This window comes from Achromobacter sp. (genome assembly GCF_050285585.1).
Classification (GTDB): Bacteria; Pseudomonadota; Gammaproteobacteria; order Burkholderiales; family Burkholderiaceae_B; genus Achromobacter.
In genome coordinates, this window is the sequence record NZ_JBLZXF010000029.1 from 46,832 (window position 1) to 60,627 (window position 13,796).

Consider the following 13,796-nt stretch of genomic DNA (forward strand, 5'->3'; position numbering starts at 1 on the left):
GTCGTTCCGATCGTTATGGGGTTACTTCTTCTGCGGCAGGTAGATCTGGTCGAACGTGCCGCCGTCGCTGAAATGATCCTTCTGCGCCTTGCGCCAGCCGCCGAAGATCTTGTCGTCGATGGTCACGAGCTTGACCTTGGGGAACTTGCTTGCATACTTGGCGGCCACCGTCTTGTCGATGGGCCGGTAGTAGTTCTTGGCGATGATCTCCTGCGCGGCGGGCGTGTAGAGGAATTCCAGGTAGGCCTGCGCGGCCGCCCGGGTGCCCTTCTTGTCCACGACCTTGTCGACCACGGCGACCGGCGGCTCGGCGAGGATGGACAGGGACGGCACCACGATGTCGAACTTGTCCGGACCCAGCTCTTCCAGCGCCAGGAAGGCTTCGTTTTCCCAGGCCAGCAGCACGTCGCCCACACCGCGTTCCACGAACGTGGTGGTGGCGCCGCGCGCGCCGGTGTCCAGCACCGGCACGTGCCGGAGCAGGTCGCCCACGAAGGCGCGGGCCTTGTCTTCGCTGCCGCCGTTCTTCTCCAGCGCGTAGGCCCACGCGGCCAGGTAGTTCCAGCGCGCCCCGCCCGAGGTCTTCGGATTCGGGGTGATGACCTGCACGCCGTCCTTCACCAGATCGTCCCAGTCCTTGATCTGCTTGGGATTGCCCTTGCGCACCAGGAACACGATGGTGGAGGTATAGGGGGAGCTGTTCTGCGGCAGGCGGGCCTGCCAGTCCGCGGGGAGCAGCCCGCGGTCGGCGATGGCATCGATATCGTAGGCCAGGGCCAGCGTCACCACGTCGGCTTCCAGGCCGTCGATGACGGAACGGGCCTGGCGGCCCGAGCCGCCGTGCGACTGGCGGATGGTCAGGTCGACGTTCGCCTTTTCCTTGTATTGCTTGGCGAAGGCATCGTCGATGGCGCGATAGAGTTCACGGGTCGGATCGTACGAAACATTCAGCAGCGTCTGCTTCTGCTGGGCCTGCGCGGGCGCCATCACGGCAAACGACATCGTGACCGCGGCCAAGGCGGCCAGCCAACCGGCTTTCCTGAAAGACATTCCTGCTCCCTGTATCTGACAATGTGGGAGCAAGTTTGCGGGTTGCCCGATCTGAACGGAACGAATCATTATTTGATTGCTCATCGCTCTCAGGCATATAGGACAGCTGTCCCAGCAATGGGAAAATCCGGCCCGCCTCCCGGCCGCCGTCAATCCATGATCGGGGCGGGACGAAAAAAAAAACCGCCGCGTCCCCGGGGGGAACGCGGCGGTTCCGGCGGCTCGCGGGGGCCTGCCCCGCGGATGCCGAATTTACTTATTCGGCTGAGGCGTAATGCGCAGGTACGGGCGCACGGCCTTGTAGCCCTTCGGGAACTTCTGCTTGATCACGGCCTCGTCCTGCAGGGACGGAACGATAATCACGTCGTCGCCGTCTTCCCAGTTCACGGGCGTGGCCACGCTGTGGCTGTCGGTCAACTGCAGCGAGTCGATGACGCGCAGGATCTCGTTGAAGTTGCGGCCGGTGCTGGCCGGATACGTGATGGTCAGGCGCACCTTCTTGTTGGGATCGATGATGAACACCGAGCGCACAGTCAGCGTCGCGTTGGCGTTCGGGTGGATCATGTCGTACAGCTCGGACACCTTGCGGTCCTTGTCGGACAGGATCGGGAAGTTGACCTTGGTGGACTGCGTGTCGTTGATGTCGTCGATCCAGCGCGTATGCGAATCGGTGTCGTCCACCGACAGGGCCAGCACTTTCACGTTGCGCTTGGCGAACTCGTCCGCCAGCTTGGCGGTATAGCCCAGCTCGGTGGTGCAGACCGGCGTGAAATCGGCCGGATGCGAAAACAGGACACCCCAGCTATTACCGAGATACTCATGGAAGCGGATCGGCCCAGCCGAGGATTCCTGTTCGAAATCGGGGGCGGTATCGCCCAGGCGTAGTTGACTCATGATGTCTCCTGTGTGCGGATTCAGGTGGGAAGGCCTGGTTGCCCGCCGGAGCGGGCAACGCGGGAACTCGTCTCTTGGCGAAGATTAGCGCCTGGAAAACGATTCTTCCATCAAACCTTTAGCCGGGGAAATACGCAAGACATATAACCTTATGCAATATTCAAGCTGGCCCCGCACGCGTCCGCCACGACCCCGGACCGCACGGCGGCCGACAGGGCCATCGAACGCGGCAGGATGTGCGCGGCGTAGAACAGGCCGGTGGCGATCTTCGAAGCATGGAACGGATCCGTAGACCCGGCGGCCAGATGGCGGCGGCAGGCCAGCACGGCCCGCGCCATCTGCCATCCGCCGTGCACCACGCCCGCCAGCATCAGGTAGGGAACGCTGCTGGAATAGGCCGCCCGGACATTGGCCGCGGATTGCTCCAGGATGAATGCCACGCCCGCCTCGTATGCCTGGATGGCGCCGTCCAGGTTGTCGCGCAACAGCCGCAGCCCGTCGCGCTCGTCCGCCGCGGCGGACGACGCCTCGGCCTCGACCGCGCGCAGCGTGTCGCGCATGGCCGCGATGGCGGCATGCGCCGTGGCGCCACCGTCGCGCTGCGTCTTGCGGCCCACCAGATCGTTGGCCTGGATGGCGGTGGTGCCCTCGTAGATGGGCAGGATGCGCGCGTCGCGGTAGAACTGCGCCGCCCCGGTCTCTTCGATGAACCCCATGCCGCCGTGCACCTGGATGCCCAGCGAGGCGACCTCGACGGCGCTCTCCGTGGAAAAGCCCTTGACGATGGGCACCAGGTATTCGTAGAAGGCCCGGTTGCGCGCGCGCTGCTCCGGATCGGGATGATGCGTGCCCTTGTCGTGGGCGGCGGCGGCCACGTACGAGACGGCGCGGGCCGCCTCGGTCAGCGCCTTCATCGTCATCAGCATGCGCTGGACGTCCGGGTGGCGCGCGATGGCCACGGGCCCTGCGGAGCCTTCCACCGCCCGCCCCTGCACGCGCTCGCGCGCATAGGCCAGGGCATGCTGGTAGGCGCGTTCCGATACGCCTATGCCCTGCTGCCCCACCGAATAGCGGGCGGCGTTCATCATGATGAACATGTATTCCAGGCCGCGGTTCTGTTCGCCGACCAGGTAGCCGATGGCGCCCTCGCCCACCTCGCCCTTGCCGGAACCGTACAACAGCACCGCCGTGGGGCTGCCGTGGATGCCCAGCTTGTGCTCCAGCGAGGCGCACCAGACGTCATTGCGCTTGCCCGGGCTGCCGTCGGCCTGCACCAGGAACTTGGGCACGATGAAAAGCGAAATGCCCTTCACCCCGGCAGGGGCGTCCGGGGTCCGGGCCAGCACCAGATGGATGATGTTCTCGGCCAGATCGTGCTCGCCGTAGGTAATGAAGATCTTCTGGCCCGTCAGCCGGTAGCTGCCGTCGTCCTGCTTTACCGCGCGCGTCGCGACCTGGGCCAGGTCCGAGCCAGCCTGCGGCTCGGTGAGGTTCATCGTGCCGGTCCACTTGCCGCCGATCAGGTTCGGCACGTATTGCTTGCGCTGCGCATCCGAGCCGACGGTCAGGATGGCCTCGATCACACCGTCGGTCAGCATGGGGCACAGGGAAAAGGCCAGGCTGGCCGCCTGGATGTTCTCGCCGGGCGCGGCGGCAACCACCTTGGGCAGCCCCTGCCCGCCCCAGGCAGCGGGATGCTGCAACCCCTGCCAGCCGCCGGCCGCGTAGTCCTTGAAACCCTGCGCATACCCGGGGGTGGTCGTGACCTGGCCGTCTTTCCAGACCGGCGGATGCGTGTCGCCCGGCACGTTCAGCGGCGCGACGGCCTGCTCGACGAAGCGTCCGTTTTCCTCCAGGATGGCGTCCACCAGGTCTGGCGTCACCTCTTCGAAGCCAGGCAGATTCAGGACTTCCTCCAGCCCGGCCAGTTCCTTCAAGGCAAAGCGGAAGTCCTGCAATGGGGTTGCGTAGGGCATGGTGTCTCCGTCAATTGGCAGTATCTAGACTCTCTTTGGCCAATCTTAAACCCTTGCCTCCCTCCTTGCGGGCGAACGCGCCGAACGCCTCCAGCGACGCGGACGGCGTCACTTCCTCGTAGCCGGCCGCCATGCCCTGCCGCACCTCTTCAAGCGCCAGCACGGCATTGCTCGCCTTGAACAGCGCCTCCAGCACCTCCGGCGGCGTGCCCTTGGGCGCGAAGACGCCCCACCAGTTGGAAAGATCGTAGCCCGGCACGGTCTGCGAAATGGGAGGATACGGCAACAGCCGCGAAGGCTGGCCGGACGTTACCGCCAGCGCCACCACCTTGCCGGTATCGATGACCGCCTTGGCCGAAGGTGCGGTCGCGAACGAGACATCGGTATCGCCCGCCGCCACGGATTGCGCCGCGGCAGCCCCGCCCTTGAATGGAATGTGCATCAGCTTCACGCCGGCGAGCGTCATGAATTCGACCGCCGCCAGATGGGTGATGACGCCGTTGCCGGACGACGCTACGTTAATGGTTCCCGGCTTGCTCCTCGCCCGGTCGATCAGGTCCTGCACGCTCTTGAGCCCCAGCTTCGCATTCGCGATCAGGACCATGGGACCGGTGGTGAGCTGCGCCACGGGCACGAAGTTGTCCGGCGTGTAGTCCACCTTGTACAGGGCGCTGTCGCTGCCCATGACGCTGGAATTGCCCAGGTACAAGGTATAGCCGTCGGCGGCGGCGCGCGCCGCGAGGCTGGCGCCGATGGTCGAACCGGCTCCGGGGCGGTTTTCGACGACGACCGGCTGCTTGAGCTGCCTGGCCAGCGCATTCGCGTAGACGCGGCCCACCTGGTCCGCGCCCCCGCCAGGCGGAAATCCGATCACCAGGGTAATGGGCTTGGACGGATACGCGGCGGCGGCTTGTGCGCCGCCTGGCGGCGCGGACAACGTGACGACGGCGGCGAGCAAGGCGCCGCAGGCGGAAATTGCGGGGTTCATGGGAGTCTCCTTTGATGGATCCGGAGCCGCTTGTGGCGCGGCCCTCCGTGGATGCGCCGGCCGCGTCAGCGGCCGGTGAAGGTCGGCGCGCGCTTCTCCTTCCAGGCCTGCGCGCCCTCGGCCAGGTCCCGGGACTGCTCTGACCGCAATACCGCCTGTTCGATGCCGGCCAGATCGATCTCTCCCCGCGCGATGCGGTTCAGCTGCGCCTTCACGCCGAACAGCGGTATCGGGGCCATCGCGGCGATCTGGGCGCTCAACGCGTCCAGCCGGCCCTGCAGGCGATCCTCCGGCACGAGCTCGGTCAGGAAGCCGATGCGCAGCATCTCGTCGGCCTGGATCCGCTCCGCGGTCAGGAACAGGCGCTTGGCCTGGGCCAGCCCCAGCCGCGTCACGTAGCGCGACATGCCGCCCGCATAAAAATGCAGGCCCAGACGCGTGGCCGGCATGAACATGTCGGCCCGCGGCGTGCCGATGCGGAAATCGCAGGCCAGGCACAGGTCGGTGCCTCCGCCGTAGGCTCCCCCCTGGACCGCCGCGATCGTGACGGGCCGCGCCGCCTCGATCAGGTCCATGGTCTGGCCGAAATAGAGCGAACTGGGCGCGCTGTCCGAGGCCAGCGAGGAAATGTCGTAGCCGCTGCAGAAGTACTTGCCCTCGGAGACGATGCGCAGCACCAGCACCGCATCGTTGGCGTTCACCGCGGCCACGTGGTCCCGGAGGACGTCCAGGTCCTGCGGGCCGAGCCGGTTCGCATGGGCAGGCCTGCGCAGGCGGATGGTAGCGATGCGCCCCTCGACGGACAGGCTGGGCGTCTCGGAGGCGGTTGTCATGCGGCGGCCTCCGCTTGATGCGCCACGCCGTCGGCCAGCAGGCGGTCGATCTCGGCTTGCGCCATGCCATAGCGCGCGAAGACCTCGCGCGTGTGCTGGCCGAATACGGGAGGAGCGCGGTGGCTTGCCGCTTCCGCGCCGCTCAGGCCCAGCGGCAAGCCCACCTGCCGCAATTCGCCCAGCACCGGATGCGTCAGCGACTTCACCAGCCCGCAGGCCTGCACCTGCGGATCGGCGAACACGTCTTCCAGGGTGTTGATCGGTCCGGCGGGAATCCCGCCTTCGATCATCAGCGCCGTCCATTCCATGCGCGTCTTGCGCTTGAGCCCGGCCTCCAGCTCCAGCTTCAACTCGTAACGGTGCTGCATGCGCTCGGCGTTAGTGAGGAAGCGCGCGTCGGACACCAGATGGGAAAGCCCGAGAATGCCGCAGAGCTTGACCCACATCGCCTGGGTCGCGGGCGCCAGGTTGAGCGGCCCATCGGCGGTTTCAAAGGTGCCATAGGGCGCGATGACGGGGTGCACGTTGCCGCAGGGCTGCGGCACCTCCTCCTTGCTGAGATAGCGCTGGCCCTGCACGCTGAGCAGCGCCATGAGCCCGGCCAGCAGGGACGTTTCCACGTGCTGCCCGCGCCCGGTCGACGCCCGCTGCGCGACGGCGGACAGGATGCCGATGGCCAGCCACATTCCCGCGGTCAGATCGCCGATGGCGACGCCGACCCGTGTTGGCCCCGATTCCGGCGTGCCCGTCAGGCTCATGAAACCGGAATAGCCTTGCGCCACCTGGTCGAAGCCCGCCCAGTCGCGGGCCGGCCCCTTGCTGCCGAAGCCTGAAATCGAGGCCAAGATCAGGCCGGGATGTTCCTGCGACAGGGAGGCGTACCCCAGGCCCATCGCGTCCATCGTGCCGACCTTGAAGTTCTCGACCACGATGTCGGATGCCAGCGCCATCCTGCGAAGCAGCGCCAGCCCTTCCGGCTTGCGGAAATCGACGCCTATGCCTTGCTTGCTGCGATTGGCGCTAAGATAATAAACACTTATATCATCATCGAAGGGCCCCCATTGCCGCGCCATCTCGCCCGCGGGCATGGGCTCCACCTTGACGACCTCGGCGCCCAGGTCTCCCAGAATCATTGTGCAGAAAGGCCCGGAGAGCGCCCGGGTCAGATCCAGCACCTTCAGCCCGGCCAATGGCAGACTCATCTCGTCACTCTCCTCTGATACGAAACCCATTCTAGGCAGCGCCTCAGAGGCAGAGAAAATACTATTTTCCGATCATTCCATAAGTTTTTCTTATTCCATGAATCTGCGCCAGCTCAAGTACTTCATCCGTGTCGTGGAAATGCAGAACATGACCCGCGCCGCGGAAAGCCTGCACGTGGCGCAGCCCGCGCTCAGCCAGCAGATGTCCCTGCTGGAGGAAGGCCTGGGCGTCGCGCTGCTGGTGCGCGGCGCCAAAGGCGTGCAGCCCACGGCGGAAGGCCTGCTGCTGTACCGGCATGCCCAGACCATCCTGCGCCAGGTCGACAGCACCCGCAGCCTGTTGTCCAAGACGGCCGACCAGGTCACCGGCACAGTGTCGATCGGGCTGGCTTCCAGCACCGCGCGCATGCTGGCCTTGCCGCTCATGCGCCGCGCCAAGGCGGAGCTGCCTTCGGTGGTGCTGGAAATCGTCGACGTGCCCAGCGCCGATCTGACCAAGCTGGTCCTGCAGGGGCGCATCGACTTTTCGCTGTCTCCGGACCAGCAGCCCATGCAGGGGCTGCTGCGCACGCCGCTCCTGCGGGAAAGCCTCTTCCTGCTGGCCCACGCCAGCGTCGCGCTGCCGCGCCGCACCTTGACGATCGAGGATTTCGCCGCCTTGCCGCTGGTCCTGCCCAGCCTGCCCAATACGCTGCGTGCGCGGCTGGACCATGCCTTCCTGACCGCCGGCCTGACCTGCAATCTCTTCGCCGAGGCCAGCACCTCGGCCATCCTGGTTCCCGCCGTGCGCAGCGCGATGGCCGCCACCATCCTGCCCTGCTCGGCCGCTCAGCCCGAGATCGCGGAAGGATCGATCGTGGCGCACGCGCTTGACGGCAGCCTGTCGCGCGAACTGGTGCTGTGCGCCAGCGAGAGCCTTCCTCCGTCGTTGGCGCAAAGCCGGGTCATGGCGATGTGCAAGGATGAAATAAAACGCCTGATCAACGATCAGGCGTGGCAGGGCTGCGCGTTGCTGGACTAGCCCAGGTGATGCGCCAGCGACACAATGATCGGCCCCAGCACCGGCAGCAGCACGTTGGCGATGGCGTACGTCACCGTGTAGCCGAGCAGCGGCACCGAGCTGCCGCTTGCGCTCAGGATGGCGCTGATGGCGGGCGTGCTCACATGCTGGCCTGCAATCGCTCCCACCAGCAGGGGCCCTTCGATCTTCAAGACCTTGTGGCCTAGCCAGAGCGACAGGCTGGCCGGCCCGAGCGACACCAGCAGGCCGATCAGCGGCAGCACGGCGCCATGCTCGCGGATCAGCGACACGGCTTCCGGCCCTGCCGACAGGCCGACGCAGGCCACGAAGATCGCCAGGCCCAGGTCCTTGATCAATTGCACCGCATGGTCCGGAATATGGCCCAGCGCGGGCCGCTTGGCGTTGATCCAGCCACAGACCAGGCCGCTGACGAGCGCCCCGCCCCCGCTTCCCAGCGACACGGGAATGCCCCAGAGCCGCGCGCTCAGGCTGCCGATCATCAGGCCGACCAGGATGCCGAAGGCCAGGAACACCAGATCCGTGACGCCGCTGCGCCGCAACTCGTTGCCCAGGGCCGCGCCGGCTTCCGAGAGTTCGGGCTCGGCGCCCACCAGCGTGACGAGGTCGCCGTACTGCACCACCGTGGACGGGGTGATCGGCAGGGCATGGCCGGAGCGCACGATGGACTGCACGAAGACGCCGCGCGCGCGCTGCGCCCGCGGCCGCCTGGCCAGTTCCCCGATCGTATGTCCGTTGACCGCCTTCTTGTTGACGATGACGGCGAGCTCCCGCAACTGCAGGTCGTCTACGTGCGCCTCGGGCAACTGGATCTCGGGGCCGATCACGGCCCCCGCGCGCAGCGCGAACCGCCGCATGCCCAGCACCACCACGACATCGCCCGTGGCCAGCAGATAGTCGGGCGTTGCGTCGACCGCTTCCCCGTTGCGCAGGATGCGGCTGATGACGGTGCGCCCGCCCAACTGCGACTCCACCTCGGCCACGCTCCTGCCATCGACGTCCTTCACCACGTGGGCGCGGCCGACCAGCCGAGGCAGCGTGGGCATGTTGGCTTCCTCGCCTTCCCCCGCCGTCACGCCCAGCTTTTCCTCCAGCGCCTTGGAAGCCTCGCGCAGGTTCATGCGCAGCAGCGCCGGCGCGATCTGGCTGGTGAAGAACACGATGCTGATCAGGCCCACCAGGTAGGTCAGCGTGTAGGCCGTGGCGATATTGGCTTCCATGCGCTGGATGTCGGCGTCGGCCAGCCCCAGGTGCTTGAGCGCTTCGGCCGCCGTGCCCACCACGGCCGACTCGGTCGCCGCTCCCGCCGCCAGCCCTGCCGCCGTGCCGGCGTCCAGGCCGAACAAGGGCACAGCGGCCAGCACGATCGCCAGCACCAGCAAGGCCTCGATGATGGGCAACAGGATATAGCGCAGGCTGGAGCGGTTGAGGTTGGCGAAGAATTGCGGGCCGCCCGAATACCCCATCGCGAAAATGAACAGGGCGAACGCAACCTCCTTGAGCTCGCCGCGGATCTGGCATCCGGTCTGGCCGATCAGCAGGGCGACGATGAGCGTTCCGCACACCCCGCCCAGCTGGATCGGCCCGACCTTGAGCTTGCCGATCAGGTATCCCAATCCCACCGTCACGAACAGCACCGCGATGGGGACGCTATTGAAAAACCCGACGCTGCAAGTCATGTCGTCATGTCGCTCTTGGGTTGGCTATTTGCGCGCGGCGCCCTTCCTGGCCGACTTGGCGGCGGGGTCCGCCTTCTTGACCGCCTGCTTGATCGCCTTCCTGGCCACGCTGGCGCCGGCCTTCTTGCTTCCCGCCGAGCGCTTGGCCGCGGCGGCCTTGATCTTCTGGCCCTTGCCGGCCGTGGGGCCCGACCGCACCAGCTCGGAATGCTTCCACGCCTCGACGTATTCGGTCGCGGCCTCGACCATGTGCTTGCCGATCTTCGCGTAGTCGCTGTCGTCCAGGTTGGCCAGCGAAATGCGGATCGACCACGGCGGCCCGCCGAAGCCGCCGCCGTCCATCAGCACCACGCCGGACTTCTCGGCCAGGCGGAACAGGAAGTCCACCGGCTCGTAGTTGCTGACCATGTACTTGCAGAATCCGTCTCCGTACATGATCTTGGCCCAGACCATGAAGTCCAGCTCCACGTAGTACCACGCGCGCATGGGATCCTCCGGAGGCATGGGGATGCCCAGGCCGCGCCACAATGCGTCGCGCCGGTCGCGCACGATCTTCATGGTCAGGTGCTTGTAGTCGTCCTTCAGGTCGAGCAGGTGCGACAGCGCGAAAAGCCCCATCTGCACCTGCTGCGGCAGGGACAGGCCCGCGGTGTGGTTCAGCGCGACGTTGCGGCTGTCCGCGACCATCCGGTCGATGAACTTGAGCTTTTCGGGCTCCATCGTCATGGCGCCGTAGCGCTTGTTCAGGCGCTTCTTCCAGGACGCCGGCAACTCGGCGATGCGGCGGTCCATCGTGTTCGTCTCATGGGTGGCGATCACCCCCAGACGCCACCCCGTGCAGCCGAAATTCTTCGAAAACGAGTACACGCAGATCGTGTTGTGCGGCACTTCGGCCATCAGCGAGCGGAAATTCGGGACGAAGGTGCCGTACACATCGTCCGTTACCAGCACCAGGTCCGGGTTCTTGCGGATCAGGCGCACGATCTGCTTCATCTCCACCGGGCTGAACGCAACGGACGGAGGATTGCTGGGGTTCACCGTCACCGCCAGCTTGATCCTGGGGTCCTCCAGCTTGGCGATTTCGGAAGCCGGATAGTGCCAGTCGTGCGTGCCGTCGGCCCGCATGCTGTCGGCATTGATCGCCACGATCTTGAACTGGAAACGCTCCAGGTGCGCGATCTCGATGTAGGGCGTGAAGGTCGGCAGGAACAGCGCGATGGTATCGCCCTGCTTGAGCAGCCCGTTCTGCATCAGCGAATCGAAGATGTAGCACATGGCGGCCGTGCCGCCCTCGACCGGGAACAGGTCGAATTTGCCCTTGGGCGGGCGGCCGTCGCACATTTCCTTGATCAGGTAATCGTGCACGATCTGTTCCAGATGGACCAGGGCGCGCGGCGGCACGGGATAGTTGTCGCCGATGACGCTGTCGGTCAGCTCATGGATCCAGGAGTCGGGGTCGAAGCCCTTGATCTTCACGCCGTATTCCAGCACGCCAAGCAGGAAGTCGCGGCCTTCCTGGCCCTTGTGCTTGGACAGGAACTTGCGCAAGCGGTCGGCGCAGCCCTTTTTCGGCGGCATGCCGGCCAGGATGTTCTCGTCGAGGACGCGGCGCGCCTCCTTCATCGCGAACTGGCCCAGCAGGAAAAACGCGTCGCGCGGTTCCGTGGCGATCCAGTTCGGATTGCCGCGGCCCGCATTCAACATGGTCAGCGCGGCGGTGTGCTGATTGTCCTTGGCCAGCGTGATCAGGTAGTCCTTCAGCTCGAAGGGAGAAAGCTGTTCAAGATCGCGTTGGCGCGAGCGGGTCGTTTTCAGGGCCGAGGCCAGGCTGATGGAGAGAGGCGCGGTGGAAGCCATTATTCAGTACTCCTGGTTGCGTTGTGACAGGCGCTTGCCAGGACGGCGGGCATGCGCGCGCCGTCCTTCTTGTGCTGTCCGCGGACCGGCAGGCCCGCGGGCGGCCCGCTAGGTCATGAGCATGACGATGACGATCCCCCAGATGATGAGCAGGGTATTGCCGATCGCGTAAGGCACTGTGTAGCCCAGGGCGGGCACCTGGCTTTTCGCCGTTTCGGTGATCTGCCCGATGGCCGCCGTCGTGGTCCGGGCGCCTGCGCAGACGCCCAGCGAGATGGCTGGATGGAACTTGAAAACGTAGCGGGCGATGTACACGCCCAGGATCATGGGCACGCTGGTGGCGATGATGCCTGCCACGAAGAGCTTGGCGCCAAGTTGCTGGAACCCCAGCACGAAGCCCGGCCCCGACGAGATGCCGACCACCGCCACGAAGGTGGTCAGCCCGACCGACGTCAGGAACCAGTGCACCGGCTCGGGCACCCGTCCGAAGGTGGGATGCACGGAACGCAGATAGCCGAAGATCAGGCCGGCGATCAGCGAGCCGCCCGAGGTCGAGAGCGTGATGGGAATGCCGCCCACGGTGAGCACCAGGGACCCGAACAGGCCTCCCAGCAGGATGCCGAAGCCCACGAACACCATGTCGGTCTGGTCGGTGGCGCGATCCACGTAGCCCACCCTGCCGACCGCCCGTTCCACGTCGCGCTTGGCGCCCAGCAGGAACAGCCGGTCGCCGCGGTCCAGTTTCAGGCCCCAGTTGACGGGCATTTCATGGCCTCCGCGCACGACCTTGCGCAGGAAGACGCCGCGGCCCAATTCGCGCACTGCCTCGCTTTCGGCGATTTCCTTCACCGTCTTGCCGGCGATGTTCTTGTTGGTCAGCACCACTTCGACGATCTCGGCGGGCAGGTTGATCACGTCGCGGTCCTCGACCTCGCTGCCGATGATTCCGGGAGCTTGCGTGACCAGGGCGTCGTGCCTGCCGGTCACCCCGAGCACGTCACCGGCCTGGAGCACGGTCTTGGAATCGCTGTCCAGGATCTGGTCGCCCCGGCGGATACGTTCGACGAACACCCGGGCCTCGACGAAGCGGGCCTCCAGCTCACCCACTGTCTTGCCCACGAGTTCCGGGCGGTCGAGCTTGTAGGCTCGGGCCGTGAACTTGCGGTAGCCCGACAGTTCCATGGAGTCGGCGCCACCGGACATCTTGGCCTCGTACTCCTGGCATTCCTTCACGATGTCCACGCGCATCAGCTTCGGCCCCAGCGACGCCAGGATCCAGGCGCTGCCCACCGTGCCGAAGATGTAGCAGACGGCATAGGCCACCGGAATGCTGTCGATCCACTTTTTCTTGGTTGCCGCGTCGACGCCCAAGCCATTGATCGTGTCGGTAGCCACCCCCATCACCGCGGAAATGGTCTGCGCGCCCGACAGCAGGCCGGCGCCGGTGCCGGCGTCAAAGCCGAACGCGACCGCCGTGCCCCATGTGACCAGCAGGCAGATGACGCAAATGATGACCGCGAAGATGACCTGTGGAAGGCCATCGCTTTTCATGCCGCGGAAGAATTGAGGCCCGACGCCGTAGCCGAGCCCAAAAAGAAAAAGCAGGAAGAAAACCTGCTTTACGATCGGTGCGATGGTGATATTTAACTGCCCCACCAGCACTCCCACCAGCAGCGTGCCGGTGACCGCCCCCAGATTAAATCCGAATATCTTCTTGGCGCCTATCCAATACCCCAGGCCCAGGGTAAGGAATATCGCGAGTTCCGGATATTTACGCAGAGTGTCAAAGAACCATTCCATCCCGAATCTCCTTCGTTCTGTACAGGTCAAGCACTTTCGCCAATCGAGCCGCGCGCGAAATACATTATCAGAATCTTTCGATAAATCAAAAGATTTGTGGCATCGGAACCAAACCGGGCCTGACGGCAGGTTCCAGAAACGGAAAAGCCCGCCAGCGCGAACGCTGGCGGGCTTTCGGCAACGCAGGCCGTTGACGGCTTTACAGTGCGTTGGTCAGTTCCGGCACGACCTGGAACAGATCGCCGACCAGACCGTAATCGGCCACGCCGAAGATCGGCGCTTCCGGATCCTTGTTGATCGCGACGATGACCTTGGAGTCCTTCATGCCGGCCAGGTGCTGGATGGCGCCCGAGATGCCGACCGCCACGTACAGCTGCGGCGCGACGATCTTGCCGGTCTGGCCGACCTGCCAGTCGTTAGGCGCGTAGCCCGCGTCCACCGCGGCGCGCGAAGCGCCCAGCGCCGCGCCCAGCTTGTC

Annotated in this window: 11 protein-coding genes; 1 reads left to right on the forward strand and 10 read right to left on the reverse strand. The window is 65.6% G+C overall.

Translation table 11 applies throughout. From position 1 onward, the window contains the following. Positions 1–21: 21 nt before the first annotated feature. From ACN6PJ_RS25450 to ACN6PJ_RS25475, 6 genes are all read right to left on the reverse strand, one after another. Positions 22–1,002, reverse strand: coding sequence for a sulfate ABC transporter substrate-binding protein (locus ACN6PJ_RS25450; protein WP_427998577.1), 981 nt, complete (start codon positions 1,000–1,002; stop codon positions 22–24). A gap of 300 nt (positions 1,003–1,302) precedes the next feature. Beyond that, positions 1,303–1,944 carry a peroxiredoxin gene (locus ACN6PJ_RS25455; RefSeq protein ID WP_043543063.1) on the reverse strand — a complete coding sequence of 214 codons (642 nt, stop codon included), beginning with the start codon at positions 1,942–1,944 and terminating at the stop codon, positions 1,303–1,305. 149 nt (positions 1,945–2,093) lie between these two features. Next, positions 2,094–3,920 carry an acyl-CoA dehydrogenase gene (locus tag ACN6PJ_RS25460; RefSeq protein ID WP_427998568.1) on the reverse strand — a complete coding sequence of 609 codons (1,827 nt, stop codon included), beginning with the start codon at positions 3,918–3,920 and terminating at the stop codon, positions 2,094–2,096. Positions 3,921–3,930: 10 nt separating this feature from the next. Then, positions 3,931–4,908, reverse strand: coding sequence for a tripartite tricarboxylate transporter substrate-binding protein (locus tag ACN6PJ_RS25465; protein ID WP_427998569.1), 978 nt, complete (start codon positions 4,906–4,908; stop codon positions 3,931–3,933). 65 nt (positions 4,909–4,973) lie between these two features. Continuing rightward, positions 4,974–5,741 carry an enoyl-CoA hydratase/isomerase family protein gene (locus ACN6PJ_RS25470; RefSeq protein ID WP_427998570.1) on the reverse strand — a complete coding sequence of 256 codons (768 nt, stop codon included), beginning with the start codon at positions 5,739–5,741 and terminating at the stop codon, positions 4,974–4,976. Next, the gene (locus ACN6PJ_RS25475) at positions 5,738–6,943 is read right to left on the reverse strand and encodes a CaiB/BaiF CoA transferase family protein (protein WP_427998571.1); all 1,206 of its coding nucleotides are present in this window, start codon (positions 6,941–6,943) and stop codon (positions 5,738–5,740) included. Before ACN6PJ_RS25475 ends, ACN6PJ_RS25470 begins: the two co-directional genes overlap by 4 nt. 97 nt (positions 6,944–7,040) lie before the next feature. Here ACN6PJ_RS25475 and ACN6PJ_RS25480 point away from each other — a divergent pair, with 97 nt between their 5' ends. Beyond that, complete coding sequence (locus ACN6PJ_RS25480) at positions 7,041–7,964, forward strand: LysR substrate-binding domain-containing protein (protein ID WP_427998572.1); 924 nt, start codon at positions 7,041–7,043, stop codon at positions 7,962–7,964. On the opposite strand, the gene aspT (ACN6PJ_RS25485) is transcribed toward ACN6PJ_RS25480, so the two are convergent. The 4 genes from aspT (ACN6PJ_RS25485) to ACN6PJ_RS25500 all read right to left on the reverse strand — a co-directional run. Beyond that, the gene (gene aspT / locus ACN6PJ_RS25485; protein ID WP_427998573.1) at positions 7,961–9,661 is read right to left on the reverse strand and encodes an aspartate-alanine antiporter; all 1,701 of its coding nucleotides are present in this window, start codon (positions 9,659–9,661) and stop codon (positions 7,961–7,963) included. The genes ACN6PJ_RS25480 and aspT (ACN6PJ_RS25485) overlap by 4 nt on opposite strands. A 24-nt stretch (positions 9,662–9,685) precedes the next feature. After that, positions 9,686–11,518: a bifunctional aspartate transaminase/aspartate 4-decarboxylase gene (locus ACN6PJ_RS25490; RefSeq protein WP_427998574.1), complete on the reverse strand. Its 1,833-nt coding sequence runs from the start codon at positions 11,516–11,518 to the stop codon at positions 9,686–9,688. A 108-nt stretch (positions 11,519–11,626) separates the two neighbouring features. After that, positions 11,627–13,318: an aspartate-alanine antiporter gene (aspT, locus tag ACN6PJ_RS25495; RefSeq protein WP_427998575.1), complete on the reverse strand. Its 1,692-nt coding sequence runs from the start codon at positions 13,316–13,318 to the stop codon at positions 11,627–11,629. Positions 13,319–13,517: 199 nt separating this feature from the next. Continuing rightward, the coding region (locus tag ACN6PJ_RS25500; protein ID WP_427998576.1) for an electron transfer flavoprotein subunit alpha/FixB family protein at positions 13,518–13,796 on the reverse strand (279 nt) is incomplete at its 5' end.

Excerpts from the sequence above, each read along its gene's own strand:
- ACN6PJ_RS25450 (WP_427998577.1), bottom strand. The coding sequence starts at position 1,002 with ATGTCGTTTGCCGTGATGGCGCCCGCGCAGGCCCAGCAGAAGCAGACG.
- ACN6PJ_RS25455 (WP_043543063.1), bottom strand. The coding sequence starts at position 1,944 with ATGAGTCAACTACGCCTGGGCGATACCGCCCCCGATTTCGAACAGGAA.
- ACN6PJ_RS25460 (WP_427998568.1), bottom strand. The coding sequence starts at position 3,920 with ATGCCCTACGCAACCCCATTGCAGGACTTCCGCTTTGCCTTGAAGGAA.
- ACN6PJ_RS25465 (WP_427998569.1), bottom strand. The coding sequence starts at position 4,908 with ATGAACCCCGCAATTTCCGCCTGCGGCGCCTTGCTCGCCGCCGTCGTC.
- ACN6PJ_RS25470 (WP_427998570.1), bottom strand. The coding sequence starts at position 5,741 with ATGACAACCGCCTCCGAGACGCCCAGCCTGTCCGTCGAGGGGCGCATC.
- ACN6PJ_RS25475 (WP_427998571.1), bottom strand. The coding sequence starts at position 6,943 with ATGAGTCTGCCATTGGCCGGGCTGAAGGTGCTGGATCTGACCCGGGCG.
- ACN6PJ_RS25480 (WP_427998572.1), top strand. The coding sequence starts at position 7,041 with ATGAATCTGCGCCAGCTCAAGTACTTCATCCGTGTCGTGGAAATGCAG.
- aspT (WP_427998573.1), bottom strand. The coding sequence starts at position 9,661 with ATGACTTGCAGCGTCGGGTTTTTCAATAGCGTCCCCATCGCGGTGCTG.
- ACN6PJ_RS25490 (WP_427998574.1), bottom strand. The coding sequence starts at position 11,518 with ATGGCTTCCACCGCGCCTCTCTCCATCAGCCTGGCCTCGGCCCTGAAA.
- aspT (WP_427998575.1), bottom strand. The coding sequence starts at position 13,318 with ATGGAATGGTTCTTTGACACTCTGCGTAAATATCCGGAACTCGCGATA.